Raw genomic sequence first — 21,420 nt, 5'->3', positions numbered from 1 at the left:
CTCCTATTTACTGTTTTTGACCAAGTCATCCAGATCTTGAATAAAAGGTTTAATCTGGTCATCATTATCAACCACTGCACCGCTTGCAAGTGGATGACCACCGCCACCATATTTCTTAGCAAGCTCGTTAATTTCTGGACCCTTTGAGCGAAGTCGAATTCGATAATCGCCTTCTTTTTGTTGAACAAAAATTGCCCATGACAAGACTTCTTTAATTCGACCCGGCAACGGCACGATGGAAGACGTACTTTCATCACCAAGTCCAAACGGTTTCAAAACTTGATTTGATAAAATTAGGTAAGCTGCGCCACTTTTGAGTATTTTCAGATTCTCATAAACATAAGCAGATAAGCGGGCAAGTGGCATATCGATTTCATCCTCTGCCTGATTAACATCACTTGCTGAAAAGCGATAAGTCGTCAATTTTGAAGCAACTTCAAGTGTGTGTGACGACGTAGAGGGATACATAAACCGTCCTGTATCACCAACAATGCCTGCATAAAGAAGCCGAGCACCTTCATCAGAGAGTTTTAATTCCGGACGAAACATATCAAAGAAGTCAAATATGAGCTCTGAAGTACTGGAAGCTTCCGGTACCACCCACATCGGATCACCAAACTGGTCATCATTTGGGTGATGATCAATTTTAATTAACGCTTTTCCTTTTGTGTAGCGGTCATCATCTATACGAGGCTGATTGGCTGTATCGACAACAATTACCAAAGCGTCTTTATATTGATCATCGGAAATTTCGTCAGCCGTTCCCAACCATTTAAAACCGGGAAAGTTTTTACCAGCACAAAATACTTGCTTATCAGGAAAAGAAGCTCGAATGATCTCTGCTAGTCCCATTTGTGACCCAATTGCATCTGGATCCGGGCGTTTATGACGGTGAATAATAATTGTTTTATATTGCTTTATTTGATTTAATATTTGTTCTTGAACGGACATTACTTAGACTCCTTATATTTAAGTTAGATTGAGCGATGTTAGACAAAAATCAATTAAGTAAGCTAGAAAGTCGTTGAAAATTGCATCTAACTTCAGTCAAATCCTATCAACTTATTTTTTCTCGAACACTTCAGTATACACTAAATGGCTAGACATATAAACATCATTTCTCAGTGGAACAAATCTAAAACAATATTTTCATAATTCAGGTCTGCTAAGTTGGTGAGCGTAATTCCCAGCAGACGTACTCCGGTTGCAATATCCGGCATTTCAGCTAACAGATCACTCGCTAACGAAAAATAATCATCCGGATTGTTTTTTATATAATTATCTAAGGTCACCCGTTTTGTAAAAGTGGAAAAGTCTTTATATCTAATTTTGAGAACCAGCGTTTTCCCGTGCTTTTTCTTTTTCTTCATTTCTGAAGCAACCAATTCCGCAATTCGCATGAGATGATCATCTATTTGATTTTGGTTATCAATCTCCGGGCCAAACGTCCTTTCCTTACCGATTGATTTACGAATCCGCTGATATTCAACTGGTCGATCATCAATCCCACGTGCACGTTCGTAAAGAACATAGCCGAACTTGCCAAATTCATTTATTAAATCCATTTGTGACCATGACAATAAGTCAACACCATTGTTAATTTTCAAAAGGTGCATCTTAGGAATCGTCTTTTTACCGACACCACGAAATTTTTCAATTGGTAACCGTTTTAAAAATTCAAGGGCATCCTTGTGTTGAATAATTGTCAGTCCAAATGGTTTCGCATAGTCAGAGGCTTCTTTGGCAAGAAATTTGTTATAAGAAATACCAACCGAACAAGTTAATTTTGTTCGACGTAGAATTTCAGATTGGATCATTCGACTAATTTGAATTGGATCGTCTAAATGACGCTTATTTTTTGTAACATCAAGGTAGGCCTCATCAAGAGCAACATATTCAACCATATCCGTATATTCATGAAAAATCTGGTGAATCTGTTCTGAAACTGCCCTGTAGAGTTCGAACCCCGAAAATCGAAAGACTGCCTTGGGACATAACTCAAGGGCTTTTTGAACGCTCATCGCAGAATGAACACCATATTTCCGCGCAACATAGTTAGCAGTAGATACAACTCCCCGTCCGCCTGTTAACTTTGGATCCTTGGCAACAATTAAAGGTTTTAGTTTAAGTCTAGGATCTTTGCGTTCTTCAATGGACGCATAAAAAGCGTCCATATCAACATGAATAATTTTTCGAAAAATTGTCCCCATCGGTTCAACCCTCTCCCCACAGCTGTCAAACGTATGTTCTTGACACTCCGAAAAAAACGGCTGGCACAAAACATTGTTCTGCCACCAACCCTTTTACTTTACTTGTCTTCAGTCTTAGAATCATCAGCTGAACTATTCGGCTTTTGATCAGTTTGATCTGAATTTGATTCATTAGTCTTATCGTCAGACTGGTTTCCAGAGGCATTAGCTGATTCAGTCGCAGTTGCTGAAGCGGCTGGTGCAGTAACTGCTGGTTGCTTAACCTGGGCAATAGCACTCAGATCAAACACAAGGTAGATACCATCACAGTCAAGAGTAACGGTCTTATCTGCCTCATTAATCTCATCGATTACCCCATGAAGCCGACCAATTGTCACAACTTGATCACCAGGTTTAATCTTTGATAATTGATCCCGACGCTTTTGTTGCTGCTTTTTCTGCGGACGAATCATTAAAAAATACATCAACGCAAATAAAACAACAATCATTAAGATTGAGTAAACAGAACTGTTCAATATTTTTCACCCACACTTTCCATAAGAATACTTTACCAAATAACTAGTCAACCGTCCATAGTTAAAAGTTTTTAGCATTTGCTTTATTATAACCATATTGTTCAAAAACTTCTGCTCGTAGGTCCAAAAGATTGTCATTCATAATGGCTTGTTGAACGCGCTTCATCAAGTGAATCAAATAATATAAATTATGATAACTGGCTAAACGTAAGCCAAATGTTTCACCGGACTTAATCAAATGGCGAATATAAGCACGAGAATAATTTCGACAAGTGTAACAATTGCACTGATCATCCAATGGTCGAAAGTCGCGAGCATATTGCGCGTTTTTTACAACTAATCGTCCATGAGAGGTCATGACAGTCCCGTTTCTTGCAATTCTGGTTGGCAAAACACAATCAAACATATCAATGCCACGTATCACACCATCAATTAAAGAATCCGTCGCGCCGACTCCCATTAAATAGCGAGGTTTTGTTTCAGGTAGAAGCGGTGTTGTCGTTTCCAAAATACGATTCATCTCTGCTTTTGATTCTCCGACCGAGAGTCCACCAATCGAATAACCGGGAAAATCAAGACTAACCAAATCTTGGGCTGACTGTTTTCGTAAATCTTCAAAACCGGCTCCTTGAACAATTCCAAAAAGTCCTTGAGTATCAGGATTTCGATGTGCTTTTAATCCGCGTTCCGCCCATCGACTGGTCCGTTCAACTGATTTTTTAACATAATCATATGTCTCAAAAAAGGGCGGACACTCATCTAAGCTCATCATAATATCAGGGCCAAGATCATTTTCGATTTGAATTGCCTTCTCAGGTGATAAAAACATCCTGTCACCATTAATTTCATTTTTAAAAGTGACACCTTTTTCAGTGATATCACGATTTTTAGCTAATGAAAAAACCTGAAATCCACCTGAATCGGTTAAAATACCATGGTCCCAATTCATAAATTTATGAAGACCACCAGCCTCTTTAACAATATCCTCACCCGGGCGTAACCAAAGATGATAGGTGTTGGCTAATATAATAGTGGCTCCCATGTCATTCAATTCTTCAGGCGCAAGTGTTTTAACAGTTGCTTGAGTTCCGACCGGCATAAAGATAGGCGTTCTAAATGTCCCATGCGGTGTCGTAATTTCACCCAGTCGAGCACCCGTGTGTTTCTCTTTTTTAATCAAGCGATAACTGATCGCTGGTTGCATACAAATCCTCCTAGAATTCCTAATGAATATACATTGCGTCGCCGAAACTAAAGAATCGGTATTTTTCAGAAATAGCATGTTGATAGGCGTTCAAAATGTTTTCACGGCCGGTAAAAGATGCCACTAACATAACAAGTGTCGATTTTGGAAGATGAAAATTGGTAATAAAGGAATCAACTACTTGCCATTGATATCCGGGTTTGATAAAAATATCAGTCCAACCTGAATCAGGCCGGATTTCACCGTTAAATTTAGTGCCTACCGTTTCAAGCGTTCGAATTGAAGTTGTCCCAGTGGCAACAATTTTACCACCGTTTTTCCGGACGTCGTTTAACGTTTTTGAGGCTTCCTCCGAAAGACGGTAGAACTCACTATGCATTTTATGATCCTCAATATTGTCCTCTTCAACCGGCCGGAATGTCCCTAAGCCAACGTGAAGTGTTAAATAAACTAAATGAACACCCTTATCGGCTACTTTTTGAAGCAGTTCCTTAGTCCAATGTAGACCGGCTGTTGGTGCCGCAGCGGACCCCATTTCCTTGGCATAAACGGTCTGGTAACGATTAGGATCGTCCAACTTCTCTTTAATATATGGGGGTAAAGGTGTTTCACCAAGTCTTTCAAGAATTTCAATGAAAATTCCTTCATACTTGAATTCAATTTCTCGACCACCATGATCCAGTTCTTTTGTTACAACTGCTTGTAATTGACCCTCACCAAAGTCAATAACCGTCCCCACCTTGGCACGCTTGGCCGGTTTCATCAATGTTTCCCAGCGATCCCCATCAATGTTATGAAGTAAAAGGACTTCAATGTGGGCACCGGTGTCCTTTTTGACACCATAAATTCTGGCAGGCATGACTTTGGAGTCATTCATAACCAAAGCATCCCCAGGATTCAAATAATCAATAATATTGTAAAAACGACGATCCTGCATATCACCCGTTTCTTTGTTCAAAACCAACAAGCGCGATTCGTCACGATCTTTAATCGGGGTTTGTGCAATAAGTTCGTGAGGTAGTTTATAATCAAAATCTTCTAAAGTGTAAGTTGTTTTCAAGGTTCCAATTCCTTTCATACCAAGTTATCAGGATTATTTGGGTAATGCAAATGTTCATAGCCTTTTGGCGTAACTCTTCTACCACGTGCTGTTCGTTTGATTAAACCAATTTGAAGCAGATAAGGCTCATACATTTCTGCGATTGTATCTGTTTCTTCGCCAATGTTTGCAGCCAATGTTTTTAACCCAACCGGACCGCCATCATAATAATCAATCATTGTTCGTAATAATTTAATATCAGTTGCGTCGAGCCCCAAGTCATCAACCTTTAACTTTTCCAAGGCATATCGAACAATTTCAAGATCAATACTGTCTTTGTCAAAAACTTGTGCAAAGTCACGAATACGCTTTAGCAAACGATTAGCTACTCGAGGTGTCCCTCGTGATCTAAGTGCAATTTCATGCGCACCGGATTTTAAAATGGGAATTTGAAAAATACCGGCAGTTCTCTGAACAATCTCTTCCAGATCCGACACTTCGTAATAGTTCATATGTTCTACAATTCCAAACCGATCGCGTAAAGGTGCTGAGAGCATACCTGCTCGCGTTGTTGCGCCAATTAGCGTAAACGGAGGTAGTGGAAAGTGAACCGGATGTGCACCCGATCCTTGACCGACAATGATATCCACAAAAAAATCTTCCATCGCTGAATATAGCATTTCCTCGACTACCTTTGGAAGTCGATGAATTTCATCAATAAATAGAACATCGCCAGGATTTAATTCATTTAACAGTGATAATAAATCACCCGGTTTATCAATTGCTGGACCGGTCGTTGTCCGAATATTGACACCCATTTCATTCGCAATAACCATTGCAAGCGTTGTTTTCCCAAGACCGGGTGGCCCGTATAGCAAAACATGGTCTAATGATTCCTCGCGTTGCTTAGCCGCCTTGATGTAGACTTTTAATTCATTTTTTACATCTGTTTGGCCAATATAGTCACCCAAGGTTTGTGGACGTAATGTTTTTTCAATGTTGTTCTCATCGCCATTCACATTTTCCGGTGAAACAATTCGGTCATCTTTATCCAACCAGTTACACCTCCTAATGCATCAATAACTTAAGTCCAAGACTTAGATATTCATCGGTCGTTAGTGCTTTATCCTTACCCAGTTCTAACCTGATTGCATCGATCTGTTTGGCAGAATACCCTAAGGCTTCCAACGCAGAAATTGCATCCCGAAGCTCATCAGACTGCTCTGAAGCACTCTGACCAGAACGTGCTTGCACAATCTGCGATAAATCCCCAACCTTCCCTTGAAGGTCCAAAATAATTTGCTGAGCCGTTTTTTTGCCGACTCCCGGAAATTTTGTTAAAAATTTGACATCTTTATTGCTAATGGCCGAAACTAAACCACTACGGTCGTTGCCGGCTAAAATTGCCAAAGCACTTTTAGGCCCAATTCCGGAAACAGCAATCAGCTTTTCAAAAAGCTTTTTATCATCTGCTTCATAAAAACCATAAAGTAAAATGGCTGAATCACTAACCGACTGATAAACGTATACTCGAATCGTTTTATTCTGATCAACATTGAATCTGTACGGATCAGCAGTATATATTAAATACCCAATACCATTTACAAGTAACACGATATATGCCGGCGTAATATCGACAATTTGTCCATCCATAAATTCGTACATTTACTTTTCCTCTTCATTAAAACGTATGTTTGCTAATAAATTGTATCATAAGTTGGCACCAGACTCGACACTAAATTATAATATTTCTTCATCAGTATGGTGAGGATCCTGAATTCGTTTGAACATTTTTTCAATATCTTCATTTGTAAATTTAACCAACGTTGGACGTCCATGTGGGCAATTATAAGGGTTTTCGCATTCAGGTAACTTTGCTAGAAGTGCCTTGGCCTGCCGTTCGTCAAGATGATGATTTGCCTTGATGGCCCGTTTACAACTCATCATAATAGCGGTTTTTTCCCTGAAAGCTGCAACTGACAATCGATGATCAGACAAGATCCAATCGATCATTTCTTTAATGGTTGATTCTTCCTGACCGGCCTTGAACCACATTGGATGTTCACGGATAATAAAACTGTTTTGCCCAAATTGTTCAAGATGAATGCCGAGCTCATTAAGCAGGGGAATCTTTTCATTCACTAATAAGAAATCAGAAGTTGAATAGTCCAAAACGATCGGAACCAACAGTTTTTGCTGCGCACGACCTACCTCGCCAATTGCCTTTCTATAATATTCATAATTGATTCGTTCTTGTGCTGCATGTTGATCAATTAAATACATATTACTAGGCGTTTCAGCGACTAAATAGGTGCCGTGAATCTGACCAATATACTGAAGATCTGGAAAACCGGTTTCAACCACCAGTTCCTCCTGTTCCGGTTTGGTTACCTGAACAGGGTTCTTTGGTTGGACTTTAGCAGTTACCCCAAAGCCGCTCTCATCAAACACTGGTACCGATGAAGCTTCAGAGGACAACAATGAATCCAATTTAGCTACCCTTGGGCTTTGCAAATCGTCGCGGTTCTTGATCACAATTGGATCAACTTCATTTTGCTGCTTTGTTGAAACAACAGGTTTTGAATTCACAGCAAACAAAGGTTGTTCTTCCGGTATCGATTGAATGACTGATTTCGAATAGTTGATCGACTGATCACTGGGTGCAAATGACTTTTTGAAATCCCTTGTTGCATCAGGAATCAATTGTTTATCTGCCAGCATTTCCCTAATAGCATTGGAAAGCATACCGCCTATTTTTGGTTCTTCACTAATTCGAACCTCTTGCTTGGTTGGATGAACATTTACGTCTATTAATGCAGGATCTGCACTAATATTAACAACCGCAATTGGAAAACGCCCAATCATCAGTTTGGATCCATATCCGTTGATAACAGACTTAGTCAGTGGAAAATTTCGAACATAGCGACCGTTTAAAATCAATGAAATGTAATTTCGACTTGAACGGGTCAACTCAGGTAAACTGACATAACCATCAATCGAAATATCAGGGGTCTTTGATTTAATGGGCTGCATTTTCGAAACGGTTTTTACGCCATAAATCGCGCCTAAAACCTGAAGCAGGTCTCCCCTGCCGGATGTTCGAAGAAGTTCACGGCCATTACTGATAAATGAAAACGAAACTTCGGGATGGCTTAAAGCCAGTCGATTCACAATATCAGAAATTTTGGAAAGCTCCGTATTGGGAGAACTTAAATATTTTAGCCTGGCGGGTGTGTTATAGAACAAAGAACTGACAATCACAGTAGTCCCTTTTCTTGATTCAGAAGCCTGCTGTGAAATAAATTTGCCACCCTTGAAGACAACTTCTGTTCCAACAGACCCGGTTGACGTTTTCAGCTCAACATTCGATACCGAACTAATGCTGGGCAGTGCCTCACCACGGAATCCAAGTGTCCGTACTCGAAAAAGATCCCGCTGTTCTGTAATTTTGCTGGTTGCATGACGCAAAAAAGCAGTTTGAACCTGAGAACTATCAATCCCATCACCATCATCCACAACCTTAATGACCTTTAGTCCGGAATCCTCAACTGTTATATCTATTTCGGTACTGTGAGCATCAATCGCATTTTCAACTAATTCCTTAACAACAGAAGCTGGCCGTTCGACCACTTCTCCTGCCGAAATTTGGTTTGCAAGTATGGCTGGTAATTCATGAATTTGTTTCAAATCGACCACCTTACTCTCTGTTTATCTTCTGCTGCCATTTATAAACCTGATTCATTATTTGCATTGGTGTTTTTGACATTAAATCCAGGTTCTTGAGTTGGGCAACAACCTCTTCCTGGTTATCATCTACCTGCTCCATAGGAAATAATGAGATCTGCTCTTCTTCTCCCGCTTGTTTAGTTTTAACACGTTCGTCATGGTTTTGCTTAGATGGTGTTGCATTGATCTTATCGGGTTGGTCATCTTTCTTTTCCAAGTCAGTTAAAATGTGATTGGCACGTTTTAATAATCCATTTGGTAAGCCGGCCAACTTGGCAACATGAATACCATATGATTTATCCGCTGGTCCCGGTTGAATTTTATGGAGAAAGACAAGTTCCCCATTTGATTCAGTTGCACCAACATGTACGTTCTGAAGTTGTTTTAAAGATTCATCCAAACTGGTTAGTTCATGATAATGAGTTGAAAATAGTGTTTTGGCACCGATATTATTATGAACATACTCAATAATTGCCTGGGCAAGTGCCATTCCGTCATAAGTAGCTGTTCCTCGACCAATTTCATCGAATAAAATCAAACTGTTTGGTGTGGCATTTTCAATAGCATCATTGGCTTCTTTCATCTCAACCATGAACGTGCTTTGACCGGAAATAAGATCATCAGCCGCACCAATTCGTGTAAATATTTTATCAAAAACCGGTAGAGTCGCCTTTTTGGCAGGTACAAAGCACCCCATTTGATTCATAATGACACAAAGTGCCATCTGACGCATATACGTACTCTTCCCAGACATGTTTGGTCCGGTGATAAGTAACACACTGGTGTCTTCTCCCATGTCAACATTATTAGGTACGTATTGTTGATGACCAAGCACCTTTTCAACGACTGGATGCCGACCATCAATTACTTTAACCCGATGATCATTAGTCAATGTTGGCCTGATAAACCGGTATTCTTCACTAACATTGGCAAAACTTTGAAGAACATCAATTGAAGCAACAGCATCGGCCAATGCTTGAATTCGTTTAATCGATTTTTTGATATCATCACGAATCCGGACAAATAGTTTATATTCCAACGTCTTGCTTTGCTCTTGAGCCTCAAGAATTAATGCTTCTTTTTCCTTTAACTCGGGAGTTGAAAACCGTTCGGCATTCGCCAACGTTTGTTTACGTTGGTAACGATTTTCAGGAATCTTATTTAAATTGACCTTCGTTACCTCGATATAATATCCGAAGACATGGTTAAAACCAACTTTTAAATTATTAATGCCCGTAACTTGACGTTCTTTTGCCTCAAGCTCTGCAAGCCATTTTTGACCATTGTTTGAAGCATCACGATACTTATCAAGCTGATCATCGAATCCATCTTTAATAACACCGCCATCGGTCACTGATATTGGAGGTTGTTCAATAATTGATCGAGAGATTTCATCTACAATGTCATCCAGTGGTATCAAGTCTTTCAGCATATCTTTAAAACTATTATCAGCAATCTGTTCAAGAATGTATTTAATTTTTGGAACTTGCTGAAGTGACGTTTTTAATTGAATTAAGTCGCGGCCATTAACACTGCCAAATGCAATTCGTCCAGCTAACCGTTCCAGATCATAAACCTTAATTAATTCATCTTGAAGCTGACTGCGTTCATAATAATGGTCAAGTAAAACGCCAACAGCATCCTGTCGTTCGGAAATTTTTGATTTGTTTACCAATGGTCTTTCTATCCATTGCTTTAACTTTCTACCGCCCATTGCCGTTTTAGTTTGATCAAGCAGCCAAAGAAGTGTACCGCCCTTTTTGCCGGTCCTGATATTTCGTGTCAATTCCAAATTATATTGTGAGTTGTGGTCCAGTTCAAGGAAGTCCGACGGCTCGTACACGACAGCATGTTTTAAATGCTGTAGGCTGCGTTTCTGAGTTGTTTGAATATAATCCAGCAGCATCTTAACAACTTGCTTCAGAGGCTCCTTATCAACGTCTTGACTTAGGTAACTGACAGACGCATTAATCGGTAACGCTTCTTGGTGAGAAATCAAAATTCCTAATTTTTGAATAGTTTCAAGAATTGTTTTTGGAAAACGGCTACCAACAACCGTTTCCTTAGTTTGAAGTGACACGAGCTCATTAATCAATTCAGCCTGTGTATCCAATTTAGCAACTTTCAGCTCACCTGTTGAAAGATCTGCATAAGAAAACCCAAACACTCGATTATCTTGATCATAAGTGACCGCCGTTAAATAATTATTACTCTTTGCATTTTGACTGCCGACATCAACCTGCGTTCCAGGCGTCACAAGCTGGATAACCGCTCGCTTGACCATTCCTTTGGTTAACCTTGGATCTTCCATCTGTTCGCAAATAGCAACTTTATATCCCTGATCCACCAAAATATCAATATAGTTTTGAGCTGCTTTATGTGGAACGCCACACATTGGAACCGGATTTTCAGCATTCCGAGAACGATTAGTTAATGTCAATTCCAATAACTGTGATCCCTTGATTGCATCATCATTAAACAGTTCATAAAAATCTCCTAATCGATAAAATAAGAATGCATCAGGATATTGATCTTTAATTTTTTGATATTGCACCATCATTGGTGTTGTTTGTGTTTGTGTTTTTGCCAATTGTAACGCCCCTTAAAGACCATGAAATAAATTTCATTTTATACTATGTTTTGTTTATTCGCTAATAAAAGCAGCTTCTTTAGCCAATCACCTGATCATCCGTATAAAGAATCGTTTTGATTGACGTTGCGTGACCACTTTTATCATCAATATCAATCACACAACCGGAAAGAATGCCACGGCCTGTTTCCAATACTTGAAATCTGGCTGGACGTTGATTTAAAAATCTTGAAATGACACTATCCGGCTTCATGCCCAGCATGCCATCGGCTGGTCCAGTCATACCTACATCTGTTAAAAATGCTGTTTTTTGTGGCAAAATTCGAGCATCATTCGTTTGAACATGTGTATGAGTGCCGACAACAGCCGACACTTTTCCATCAAGATATCTGGCCATTGCCAATTTTTCACTAGTAGCTTCCGCATGAAAATCCATAAAAATACAATTTGTTGTTTTATTAAGTTTGTTTACTAAATCGTTTGCTAAGGAAAAAGGATCGTCCAAATTATCCATAAAAACGCGACCTTGAAAATTTAGAACAGCTAGTTGTTTGCCATTTACGTTAATCAATGTATATCCCTTTCCGGGTGTAACATTCTTCGGGAAATTATACGGTCTGATTAACCGATTTGTATCGTCAATAAAGTCTAGGATTTCACTATTACTCCAGGCATGGTTGCCTAACGTCACAACGTCAACACCGTAACTCATTAAACGTTTATAAATACTTTGACTAATGCCACGGCCGACAGGCGTTGCATTTTCTCCATTCACAACCGTTACTTGTGGTTTTACATCTTGCTTAATTTTAGGCAAATAGGTTTCAATCATCGAAACGCCTTTGTCCCCAACTACATCCCCAATAAAAAGAACTCGCATTAGATCATCCTACACTTTCTAATATTTGTATTTAAACAATTCTAACATTATCTATTATAAAAGAAAAAAGACCAGATAGCCTGATCTTTTACTTTGCATATTCGACTGAACGAATTTCTCTGATAACTGTCACTTTAATGTGACCAGGGTATTTCATCTCAGTTTCAATCTTTTGTTTAATCCTTCTAGCAAGCACTATCGCCTGCGTGTCAGTGATATTGTCGGGTTTGGCAATGACACGGATTTCTCTTCCTGCTTGAATTGCGTAACTCTTTTGTACATCGTCAAAGCCGTCCGTAATTTTTTCAAGACTATCCAAACGGTGAACAAAGCTCTCAAGTGATTCGCTATGTGCACCAGGACGAGAAATTGCAATTTTTTCAGCAACTGCTACCAATTCCGAAATAATGTATTTCGGCTGATGCTCATCCTCATAACCTTGAATTGTGTCAATTACAACTGGACTTTCATGATACTTTTTAGCGAGGTCAACGCCCACTTGAACCTGTGAGCCTTGAACAACGCCATTATTAACAGCCTTTCCGATATCGTGTAATAATCCTGCGCGTTTAGCTAAAGTAACATCCTCACCTAATTCTGAAGCAAACGCCCCAGAAAGCTTTGCAACTTCTGTTGAATGGGCCAGTAGATTCTGACCTTGATAGATCTTAAAGTTCATTCTGCCGACCATTTTAATCATTTCGGGACTCATTGAATGAATGCCCAGATCAAAAAGTGTTTCTTCGCCGATTTCTTGAATACGTTCATCAAGTTCCTTTCGACTCTTATCAACCATCTCTTCAATGCGAGCTGGATGAATTCGGCCATCCTTGATTAATTTTTCAAGCGTCATCTTGGCGACTTCGCGACGAATCGGATCGAAACCGCTTAATACAACAGCTTCAGGTGTATCATCAATGATTAGATCAATTCCTGTAAGCGTCTCAAATGTGCGGATATTTCGACCTTCCCGTCCGATAATTCGACCTTTCATGTCTTCGTTTGGAAGACTGACGACCGAAACTGTCGTTTCAGAAACGACATCAGCAGAACTTTGCTGAATCGCTTCAACAATTAAGTCCTTTGCGTTTTTATCAGCTTCCGATTGAGCTTGATAATAACTCTCCTTGACCATTCTGGCTTTTTCTTCAGCCAATTGATCACTGGTTTCCTTTAAGATGACATTGCGAGCCTCATCTTGAGTAAGCCCTGCAACCCGTTCAACTTCTGTCTGACGTGCTTCAATAAGTGAGTTTGCTTTTTCTTGTTGTGTAACTAAATTCTGTTGTTCATGGTTAATCTTCTGCTCTTTGCGATTTAGACTATTTTCGCGTCGCTCGAAAGTGCTATCCTTTCGATCAAGAGCTTCCTCTCGTTGCAGCAGCCGATCCTCTTGCTTTTGAATTTCCGCACGCCGTTGCTTTAATTCTTTTTCGATCTTTGAACGGTAGCGGTGATTCTTTTCCTGAGCAGACAAAGTAGCTTCCTTAATAACAGTTTCAGCTTGCTTATTTGCATCAGCCAAAATTGATTTAACAGAACCCTTTGCATCCTCCAGCTTCGCTTTTTGGATCTTTTTCTGTGCAGACTTCCCGATTAGAAAACTTAGAATACCAACAAAACCAACAACAATAATAGCGATGATTGCGAGGATTATTCCAGCCATACTCATGGCTTCACCTCCAAATCATCATAAAAATGATTTTTTTCTAAACCAATTATAAGATGTTATTTGATTATTGACACAACCTTAATTTTAATGTTTGTTGAGGGCAGTGTCAATCATCTTATTGCAGGCTAATAATTGATTGCTATATACAACAAATTATTAACCGATTAATTAGAATAACCAAAGCGGTTAAATCAAATACATGAGTCGTAATAATGCCTGTATTACCAACGGTTTAAGAAAAAAGAAGATTGGGTACGCTTCTCTTGCAGGGAAGGAATCCAATCTTCAAAAAATTGTTTATAATTTTATTTTCCAATATTTAAATCAATATTATCGACTGATTTTGAGTTGGAATCGGCAGTTTTGACAGGTTTTTCAGTCTTTTTGTCGCTTGTTTTTTTATTTGTACCCTTATCATCATTTGAACTATCTTTAGTCGAGTTGCCAGTATCCGCATCGTCTGGTATGCCATAAGCATCACGGACTTTTCTCTCGACCTCTTTGTACATATCTTGGTGTTCTTCCAAATAGCCCTTAGCATTTTCACGCCCCTGGCCAATTCGTTCCTCACCATATGAATACCAAGAGCCGGACTTATCAATAATATCTTTATAAACAGCCATATCAACCAACTCACCGGACTGGGAAATACCTTTACCATACATGATATCGACTTCTGCACGTTTAAATGGCGGTGCAACCTTGTTCTTGACAACTTTAATCCGAACACGATTACCAATAATATTAGTGCCATTTTTAATTTGTTCAGCTCGTCGAATTTCGAGCCTAATTGTCGCGTAAAATTTTAGTGCACGACCGCCAGGTGTTGTTTCGGGATTTCCAAACATGACACCGACTTTTTCACGAATCTGATTAATAAAAATTGCGATTGTCTTTGTTTTACTAATCGTACCCGATAATTTTCTTAACGCTTGGGACATCAAACGAGCTTGAAGGCCAACGTGGGTATCACCCATTTCACCTTCGATTTCCGCACGTGGAACCAACGCAGCAACTGAATCAATTACAACAATATCAATTGCACCACTGGTGACCAAGGCATCGGTAATTTGGAGACCCTGTTCGCCAGTATCCGGTTGTGATAATAACAGATCATCAATATTAACACCAAGATGAGTTGCATAAACTGGATCAAGTGCATTTTCGGCATCAATATAAGCGGCCGTTCCACCACGTTTTTGAACTTCTGCAACCGCGTGTAAAGCAACGGTTGTTTTACCCGAACTTTCCGGGCCGTAAACCTCAACGATTCGGCCACGCGGATAGCCACCAACCCCAAGTGCTTCATCCAAAGCCAGGGAACCAGTTGGAATTGTTGAAATTTGTGTATCGGCCTTATCACCCATACGCATAATTGAACCCTTACCGAATTCTTTTTCAATACTTTTTAGCGCCTTATCCAAGGCAACTTTTCTTTGGTCAGCCATGAAATTCCTCCCACTTTTCTAAATTGAAAAGATTACTCACTTACTATACAAACATTTGGTCGAAAAAGCAACAAAAAAGCGAACAAAAGTTCTAATTTATTTGTCACTCGTAATAGCGGATAATGCCATTTTTAATCCAGCCTCAACGGCAGCTTCACGAATTTGATTACGTAATCCTTCAAACTGGAACTTTTTAGCATAACTAATTTGTGCCCCAAACGCAATTCCGATCCAAACCGTTCCGACAGGATTACCTTCCAAGGCATCTGGACCGGCAACCCCCGTGAAGGAAACCGCTAAGTCTTTATCCATGATTCGTCTTGCTTGATCTGCCATCCAGATAGCCGTCGGTTCACTGACAACACTGTTTTCAGCAATAACATCGTGAGGAACATGTAGCAACTGTTCCTTAACTTTATCAGAATACGTGACAAATCCCCCTTCAAAAACCTTTGAAACACCGGAGACATTCCCCAATGTGCTCTGAAACAGCCCAGCAGTTAGACTTTCTGCAGCAGTAATTGTAATATGCTTCTTCAATAATTGCTCAACCAGTTTTTGTTCAAGTGACAATTTTACCTACCCCTTTCAATAATTATATACGAAAAACAAATGATCTTATTTCAACATTATTGATCATTAGTACAAAAAGAGTAATGACGACTAAGTCAGGTTATTTGGTCGATTTAGTGTGAGTAATTGGTTAATTTGATTAAATAATCATGGACGACCAACTAATACAGATTTTAAGTCAAAGTTAAAACCATCGTAAAAGAGAGGTTGGGCAAAAATAAGCTTTTTGTCCCAACCCCTTTATTTTGACATTTTTAAAATGAATCTGCAAACACCGACCGATTTTGAACAAAATAGTCAATCCCTGAATAAATTGTAAAGAACAGGCAAATGTATAGCATGACTTGAGCAAACGGAAAATTAATTGCATCAAAGAAAATATTATTCAACAGCAAAAAAATAATTGCCAGCATTTGAGTAGTCGTTTTAATTTTCCCCGGCCATGCAGCTGCAACAACCTTACCATCATTCTCAACAATGATTAATCTTAGTCCCGTAACTGCCAATTCACGGCAAACAATTATTGTAATAACCCATGCCGGTGCTTCGTTCAATTCAACCAAAAAGATAAATGCTGTCATCACTAACATTTTATCAGCCATCGGATCGGCAAATTTTCCAAAATTAGTGACCAAATGCCGTCTTCGAGCTATTTGACCATCAAGAAAATCTGTTGCAGAAGCAACAATAAAAATTAATGCTGCCAACCAGCGTGTATAGCTGATAACCGTGCCAGCAACAACCGTACTCCCTGAAAGAATTGGAACAGCCAATATTAAAATAAAAAACGGAATTAAAATAATTCGAAAAATCGTAAGTTTATTAGGTAAATTCATCAAATTCCCTCCAACAGATTAAAACTAGTAGCCAGTAGTTGACCCCGTTGTTGTACCGGTAGTTGTATTACCAGTCGTATCATTAGTTCCTGTAGTTCCGGTAGTTCCGGTAGTTGACGATGTCCCTTCTGTGGAACCGGTAGTTGACGAACCGGTTGTACCAGTTGTGCTGCTATCAGTTGTTGAAGAACTTGATGTACTGGTGGTCGAACCTGATTTTCCAAATTGAAGCGTCACAACACGCACTTGATTTGAGCTGCCATCACTTGGATCGGAAAGCTTAAGCCGTTTTCCTGAAACATAAATAACAGTTTGAGGTGCGTTACCAGTATTAATGGTTGCTGTTGAAACACTGCTTGGTAACGTAACAGTGTGCGACTTCCCACCGGCTTGAGCTGCTTGCCAAAGCGTTGACCCATTAGCACTAACGGAAGTCCAAGCGCTACCGGACCCGGTTGTCGCGATTTTTATTTTGGGTTTACTTGAAGCCCCGGTTACTTGATAAGTAACGTTGCTGCCGGATTCAGTCAGCTTTTTGAATACTAACTTCTTTGTTGCGGCCTTTTTCTTAGTATTCTTTTTTGCTGCTGAACTTGAACTGGAAGAACTGGCTTTTGAGCTCTTGTTGCCTGATACGGAAACTTTACTTGTCTCAATCTGAGTTTTAGATGTATCTCGTGTACTGTGAGCAGCAGCGACCCAGATTGCAATTAAAATTACCAGAACCACCACTGACACTGAAGCTACCGGAATATATCTTCTGATTTTTTCATTCCGTTGATCTACCTGACGTTGTGCCGATCGAGTTTTGGGATTATCACTGTTAACTCGGTTCACATATTCCGGATCTTCTGTGTCTGGTAATTTAGTATCAAATTGAGACAATAGTTCATTGCCATTCAACCCAACAGAATCCGCATACTGTTTAACAAATGCACGGACATAAAATTCACCGGGAAGCGAATCAAAGTCATTATCTTCGATCGCAATCAGATAACGTTTCTGAATTTTCGTATTTTTTTGTAGATCATCTAGTGTATAGCCCTTTGCAACTCGGGCATCATGTAACTTCTTACCAATCGTTAAATTATCTTTTTCGTCGTTCATTCTCATTTCTCCATTAAAATTAATTGATCATCTGTTTTCAGTATATCATATGAATCAGCCAAGTTATTTTAAAGAAAGTATAAGTTAGTCGTTTGCTTGAATAATTTCAGATAGAATAGATGCCGAATCAAAATATTGCTTGGCAAACGCAACCGTCTGTTCCAGCGTTAAGGAATCCAAAATACCAACTTCATCATAAATTGTCAGTGGTTCACTTAAAAATCCATCAAATTGCCCACTGATTGCCTCTTCTGAATCCATCATTTCAATATAATTTCCCAACAATTCCTTTTTTTGTAGTTCAAATTCACTCGACATACCAGACAATTTCTTTGGGATTTGTCGAATGATTTTTAACAATTTATCTATAAAATCTTGTGGTTTATTTGTATCACCATTCAGAATGGCAAAGTGAAAGCCACGCTCATTTTCAAATTCCCAAGAAAATGAATCGTCAAGAACACCGTCCTGATACAGTTGCGTATAATCTTCGGCAGTTTCACTAAAAAATAAATCTAATACTAGGGAAATGGCAATTTCATATGCCAATCCCTCTCGACCGCGGGGAACCGAATCATTCCCTCTAATGCCAATGGACGCTTTGGGTCGAGAGATCGCCATTTGATATTTATTTATCTTATCATTAGCAACCGTTGGAAAAACAAGGTTCCGCTCAATGACTGCTGGAACCGACCACGACTTTTGACGTTGATTCTCTTTGATCCATGAAAGCGTCTCTTCTGGATTAACCCTACCGGTGATAAACAATGACATATTATCCGGACGATAAAACGTTTCATATGCCCTTTGAACATCAGCCAAAGTAATTTTAGAAACGCTATCAACTGTCCCGGCAATGTCTTCGGATAATGGTGATTGAGGATAAAGATCTTGAATTGTCTGGAAATAGATTCGATTATCAGGATCATTTAAATACATATTAATTTCTTGATCAATAATGCCCTTTTCACGCTCAATTTTCTCAGTCGTAAAATATGGCTTTTGAACAAAATCAAGCAGGATAAGCAAATTATCCCTTAAGTCTTCAGTAGTTGAGAACAAATAGTTTGTCTTCGTAAAACTTGTATAAGCGTTGGCAGAAGCACCGGTCTTATTGAATAATTCAAAAACATCATAATCCTTTTTATCAAACATTTTGTGCTCGATAAAATGTGCAATACCGGCGGGTTGACTGACCGGTGTCCCGTTAATACTAAAATCCGTATCAACTGATCCATAATTGACACCCAATATGGCAATTGATTTTTCAAATCCTTTTTTTGGTTGTAAATAAACGGTTAGTCCATTCTCCAGTTTTTCAACAAAAAGTTGTTCATTAAACGAAGCATAATCAATTGTTTTCATCATTGTCCCCCTGGCTTTGAAGAATATATCGTGCCTGATACTGGACCCGTTTTGCAACCTCGGCAACATCCTTCTTTGTAACGTCATTGACTAATTGTTCCCATTGGCTATCACCAAACGCTACGCCTGAGATTTGACGCACATATTGTCGCTCAGCCAAAGTTGATAAATAATCCGACTGAGATCGATGTTGATTGATCATTGATTTTTTGACACCAGCCAGCAGACTCTCAGGATAAGCCATATCTGCAGTTGCAGTCAATTGATCATCCGTCGTTTGAATGACTTGGCTAAGATTTTTAAATTCAATTCCAGCTTGAACGCTCAGCATTCCTGAAAACGAATTATAACTACTATGAATATCATAGGCTAAACTAGCCTTCTCACGGACATTTGTAAATAGCAAGGATCTGGTTGACGCTCCAAAGATCTGGTTGAATACGTTCGCAGCAAAATATGAATCATCGCCAAAGTAGATAGGCAAGCGATAACCAATGTTGAGCAGGGATTGGGATCCCGGAAAGACAGTCGTTTTTTCACGAGGAACTTTTGGAAGCTCAGGTTCAATAAATAGCTTAAGTCCTAAATCATTTCGATCACTTAATGTTGAAAAAGATTTTAATCGAGAGACCACCTGTGCCTGATCTATCTGCCCGGCTACAATAACAGTAACAGTAGCCTGCTGAATAAACGCCCGATAGAAGTTGTATAGATCACTTGCATTAAGCTCTCGAATGCTGTCAATATTGCCGAGTAAATAGGTCCCTTGATTAAGGTCATTTGCATAATACAATTTTTGAAGTTGAAGAGTTGAATAGAATTCCTTGTTATCTGAAATCGAGTCCAGATAGCTCATTAAATTTGTTTGATGTATTTTAAAATAATGGGCGTCAAATTGATCGTTTTTTGCAAAGGGCCGTTCAATCATTTCCCGAAGAAAAGCCATCGCGTCATTTAGTAAATCCTCCTTGTGAGGTAAATAATGGTTATTGGGAAAAGTTAACCTGATTCTTAGCGTATGCTGATTTCCATAACGAAGAACCGTAACGCCATAACTAGCGCCAAACATCTCAGATAATTTACGTGAAACGAGCATCTCACTGGGAAATTTTAACGATGCATTTTCTAAAAGATCCGCTAACAATGCTAATTTAGCAAAATTTTTATAATTGGATGGTATGCTAAAATTAAATACGATCGTATTATTTTTAAATTGACTGGTCTGAATTACTTTTAAATCAACACCTTGTGCAATCTGAATATTCAATAGTTTTCCTCCTCAATTAGTCACAATTTTCATCTTAATGTAAAATCATCGAAATCTCAATATATAACTAAAAAGAGTTTGAACAAATTCCGATTGTTCAAACTCAAAAATAGCCATTGCTGTCATTATTTTTTCATCAAGGGACTGTAAGCATTAGTTCCAAACCATTTCTTATTAATCTTTGCAAGTTGACCATCTTTAGCCAGTCGATTTAAACCAGCATCAATTTTCTGCTTAAGTTTAGTATCTCCCTTTCTCATTCCAACACCATAATACTCTTTAGGAAATTGACTTGGAACGCTTTGATATGTTGCCCGATTTCTTTGGTGCCCAATATAGTACCCCGCATAAATACTATCGATTAATAATCCTTGAATTCGATCTGAATTTAAGTCAATAAATGCTTCTGTAAATGAATCATAAAGAATAGGTGTGTGATTTTTAATTCGATCCTTTAATAGCTTTGGCTGTGAATCAATATCCATTGCCCCGGCAGATCCAGCTTGAACACCTGCAACTCTATTTTTCATATCCGCAAAACTATTAATATGATTTTTTTTCTTAGAAATCAATACCTGTTTATTAACCAAATAGGGTTCGCTGAAGGTGACCTTCTTTGCCCTTTGAGGATTCATAGAAAACCCATTCCAAATTAAATCAATTGTTCCATTCCGCAGTTCAGTCACATTCATTGACCAATCAATTGGTTGGAAATCTACTTTAATGCCGTATTGCTTAAAAACCGCCTTAGCCAAATCAACATCGTAACCAACGATTTTGCCACTTTTAGTTTCAAAACCCATTGGAACAAAACTATCGTCTAAACCGATAACAATTTTCTTTTGTTTGGAAACAATTGACCAGGTATCTGGATTTGTTTCCATTTTTTGCCTTGATTCAAAGCGACAGCCGGATAATACAAACATTAGCAGAAGGGTAACGATGACTAACGGGCATTTTTTTACAACTTTTTGCATGTTAATCCTTC

At 39.0% G+C, this 21,420-nt stretch carries 18 protein-coding genes; all 18 read right to left on the bottom strand.

The window, feature by feature from the left end; all coding sequences use genetic code 11:
• Positions 1-3: 3 nt before the first annotated feature.
• Positions 4-951 carry a DHH family phosphoesterase gene (locus GQR93_RS06900; RefSeq protein WP_003553690.1) on the bottom strand — a complete coding sequence of 316 codons (948 nt, stop codon included), beginning with the start codon at positions 949-951 and terminating at the stop codon, positions 4-6.
• A 170-nt stretch (positions 952-1,121) separates the two neighbouring features.
• Positions 1,122-2,210: a DNA polymerase IV gene (gene dinB / locus GQR93_RS06895; protein ID WP_003553688.1), complete on the bottom strand. Its 1,089-nt coding sequence runs from the start codon at positions 2,208-2,210 to the stop codon at positions 1,122-1,124.
• A 98-nt stretch (positions 2,211-2,308) separates the two neighbouring features.
• Positions 2,309-2,698: a preprotein translocase subunit YajC gene (gene yajC, locus GQR93_RS06890; RefSeq protein ID WP_003553686.1), complete on the bottom strand. Its 390-nt coding sequence runs from the start codon at positions 2,696-2,698 to the stop codon at positions 2,309-2,311.
• An 88-nt stretch (positions 2,699-2,786) separates the two neighbouring features.
• A complete protein-coding gene (gene tgt / locus GQR93_RS06885) occupies positions 2,787-3,929 on the bottom strand; it encodes a tRNA guanosine(34) transglycosylase Tgt (protein WP_003553683.1) in 1,143 nt (380 codons plus the stop codon).
• 19 nt (positions 3,930-3,948) lie between these two features.
• Positions 3,949-5,007: a tRNA preQ1(34) S-adenosylmethionine ribosyltransferase-isomerase QueA gene (gene queA, locus GQR93_RS06880; RefSeq protein ID WP_003553681.1), complete on the bottom strand. Its 1,059-nt coding sequence runs from the start codon at positions 5,005-5,007 to the stop codon at positions 3,949-3,951.
• Positions 5,004-6,023: a Holliday junction branch migration DNA helicase RuvB gene (ruvB, locus tag GQR93_RS06875; protein WP_003553676.1), complete on the bottom strand. Its 1,020-nt coding sequence runs from the start codon at positions 6,021-6,023 to the stop codon at positions 5,004-5,006. Before ruvB ends, queA begins: the two co-directional genes overlap by 4 nt.
• Positions 6,024-6,036: 13 nt before the next feature.
• Complete coding sequence (gene ruvA / locus GQR93_RS06870) at positions 6,037-6,633, bottom strand: Holliday junction branch migration protein RuvA (RefSeq protein WP_003553673.1); 597 nt, start codon at positions 6,631-6,633, stop codon at positions 6,037-6,039.
• Between the two features lie 75 nt (positions 6,634-6,708).
• Positions 6,709-8,664 (bottom strand): DNA mismatch repair endonuclease MutL, encoded by a 1,956-nt coding sequence (gene mutL / locus GQR93_RS06865; RefSeq protein WP_003553671.1) that lies wholly within the window; start codon positions 8,662-8,664, stop codon positions 6,709-6,711.
• Position 8,665: 1 nt separating this feature from the next.
• Positions 8,666-11,254 (bottom strand): DNA mismatch repair protein MutS, encoded by a 2,589-nt coding sequence (mutS, locus tag GQR93_RS06860; RefSeq protein ID WP_159298830.1) that lies wholly within the window; start codon positions 11,252-11,254, stop codon positions 8,666-8,668.
• A gap of 109 nt (positions 11,255-11,363) precedes the next feature.
• Positions 11,364-12,164: a TIGR00282 family metallophosphoesterase gene (locus GQR93_RS06855; RefSeq protein WP_003553669.1), complete on the bottom strand. Its 801-nt coding sequence runs from the start codon at positions 12,162-12,164 to the stop codon at positions 11,364-11,366.
• Positions 12,165-12,252: 88 nt separating this feature from the next.
• Positions 12,253-13,836: a ribonuclease Y gene (gene rny / locus GQR93_RS06850; RefSeq protein ID WP_202212595.1), complete on the bottom strand. Its 1,584-nt coding sequence runs from the start codon at positions 13,834-13,836 to the stop codon at positions 12,253-12,255.
• Between the two features lie 305 nt (positions 13,837-14,141).
• Complete coding sequence (gene recA / locus GQR93_RS06845) at positions 14,142-15,284, bottom strand: recombinase RecA (RefSeq protein WP_159298728.1); 1,143 nt, start codon at positions 15,282-15,284, stop codon at positions 14,142-14,144.
• Positions 15,285-15,380: 96 nt separating this feature from the next.
• Complete coding sequence (locus GQR93_RS06840; protein ID WP_003553661.1) at positions 15,381-15,857, bottom strand: CinA family protein; 477 nt, start codon at positions 15,855-15,857, stop codon at positions 15,381-15,383.
• A gap of 254 nt (positions 15,858-16,111) precedes the next feature.
• Positions 16,112-16,693, bottom strand: a complete 582-nt coding sequence (gene pgsA, locus GQR93_RS06835; RefSeq protein ID WP_003553659.1) for a CDP-diacylglycerol--glycerol-3-phosphate 3-phosphatidyltransferase — start codon at positions 16,691-16,693, stop codon at positions 16,112-16,114.
• Positions 16,694-16,717: 24 nt separating this feature from the next.
• Positions 16,718-17,800 (bottom strand): helix-turn-helix domain-containing protein, encoded by a 1,083-nt coding sequence (locus GQR93_RS06830; RefSeq protein WP_003553656.1) that lies wholly within the window; start codon positions 17,798-17,800, stop codon positions 16,718-16,720.
• An 84-nt stretch (positions 17,801-17,884) separates the two neighbouring features.
• Positions 17,885-19,168: an EF-P 5-aminopentanol modification-associated protein YfmH gene (gene yfmH, locus GQR93_RS06825; RefSeq protein WP_003553654.1), complete on the bottom strand. Its 1,284-nt coding sequence runs from the start codon at positions 19,166-19,168 to the stop codon at positions 17,885-17,887.
• Entirely contained in the window at positions 19,152-20,432 is a 1,281-nt protein-coding gene (gene yfmF / locus GQR93_RS06820; RefSeq protein ID WP_003553652.1) for an EF-P 5-aminopentanol modification-associated protein YfmF, read from the bottom strand. The genes yfmH and yfmF overlap by 17 nt, the downstream gene beginning before the upstream one ends.
• A 125-nt stretch (positions 20,433-20,557) precedes the next feature.
• Positions 20,558-21,409 (bottom strand): amino acid ABC transporter substrate-binding protein, encoded by an 852-nt coding sequence (locus GQR93_RS06815; RefSeq protein ID WP_003553650.1) that lies wholly within the window; start codon positions 21,407-21,409, stop codon positions 20,558-20,560.
• Positions 21,410-21,420 lie beyond the last annotated feature (11 nt).

The organism is Lentilactobacillus hilgardii, from assembly GCF_009832765.1.
Classification (GTDB): Bacteria; Bacillota; Bacilli; order Lactobacillales; family Lactobacillaceae; genus Lentilactobacillus; species Lentilactobacillus hilgardii.
The sequence above is the reverse complement of the archived record's forward strand: the minus strand, read 5'-3'. Positions and strand labels throughout refer to the sequence as shown.

Bases quoted from the DNA above. Each gene is read 5' to 3' on its own strand.
- GQR93_RS06900 (WP_003553690.1), bottom strand. From the start codon at position 951: ATGTCCGTTCAAGAACAAATATTAAATCAAATAAAGCAATATAAAACA.
- dinB (WP_003553688.1), bottom strand. From the start codon at position 2,210: ATGGGGACAATTTTTCGAAAAATTATTCATGTTGATATGGACGCTTTT.
- yajC (WP_003553686.1), bottom strand. From the start codon at position 2,698: ATGATTGTTGTTTTATTTGCGTTGATGTATTTTTTAATGATTCGTCCG.
- tgt (WP_003553683.1), bottom strand. From the start codon at position 3,929: ATGCAACCAGCGATCAGTTATCGCTTGATTAAAAAAGAGAAACACACG.
- queA (WP_003553681.1), bottom strand. From the start codon at position 5,007: ATGAAAGGAATTGGAACCTTGAAAACAACTTACACTTTAGAAGATTTT.
- ruvA (WP_003553673.1), bottom strand. From the start codon at position 6,633: ATGTACGAATTTATGGATGGACAAATTGTCGATATTACGCCGGCATAT.
- mutS (WP_159298830.1), bottom strand. From the start codon at position 11,254: ATGATGGTGCAATATCAAAAAATTAAAGATCAATATCCTGATGCATTC.
- GQR93_RS06855 (WP_003553669.1), bottom strand. From the start codon at position 12,164: ATGCGAGTTCTTTTTATTGGGGATGTAGTTGGGGACAAAGGCGTTTCG.
- rny (WP_202212595.1), bottom strand. From the start codon at position 13,836: ATGAGTATGGCTGGAATAATCCTCGCAATCATCGCTATTATTGTTGTT.
- recA (WP_159298728.1), bottom strand. From the start codon at position 15,284: ATGGCTGACCAAAGAAAAGTTGCCTTGGATAAGGCGCTAAAAAGTATT.
- pgsA (WP_003553659.1), bottom strand. From the start codon at position 16,693: ATGAATTTACCTAATAAACTTACGATTTTTCGAATTATTTTAATTCCG.
- GQR93_RS06830 (WP_003553656.1), bottom strand. From the start codon at position 17,800: ATGAACGACGAAAAAGATAATTTAACGATTGGTAAGAAGTTACATGAT.
- yfmH (WP_003553654.1), bottom strand. From the start codon at position 19,168: ATGATGAAAACAATTGATTATGCTTCGTTTAATGAACAACTTTTTGTT.
- GQR93_RS06815 (WP_003553650.1), bottom strand. From the start codon at position 21,409: ATGCAAAAAGTTGTAAAAAAATGCCCGTTAGTCATCGTTACCCTTCTG.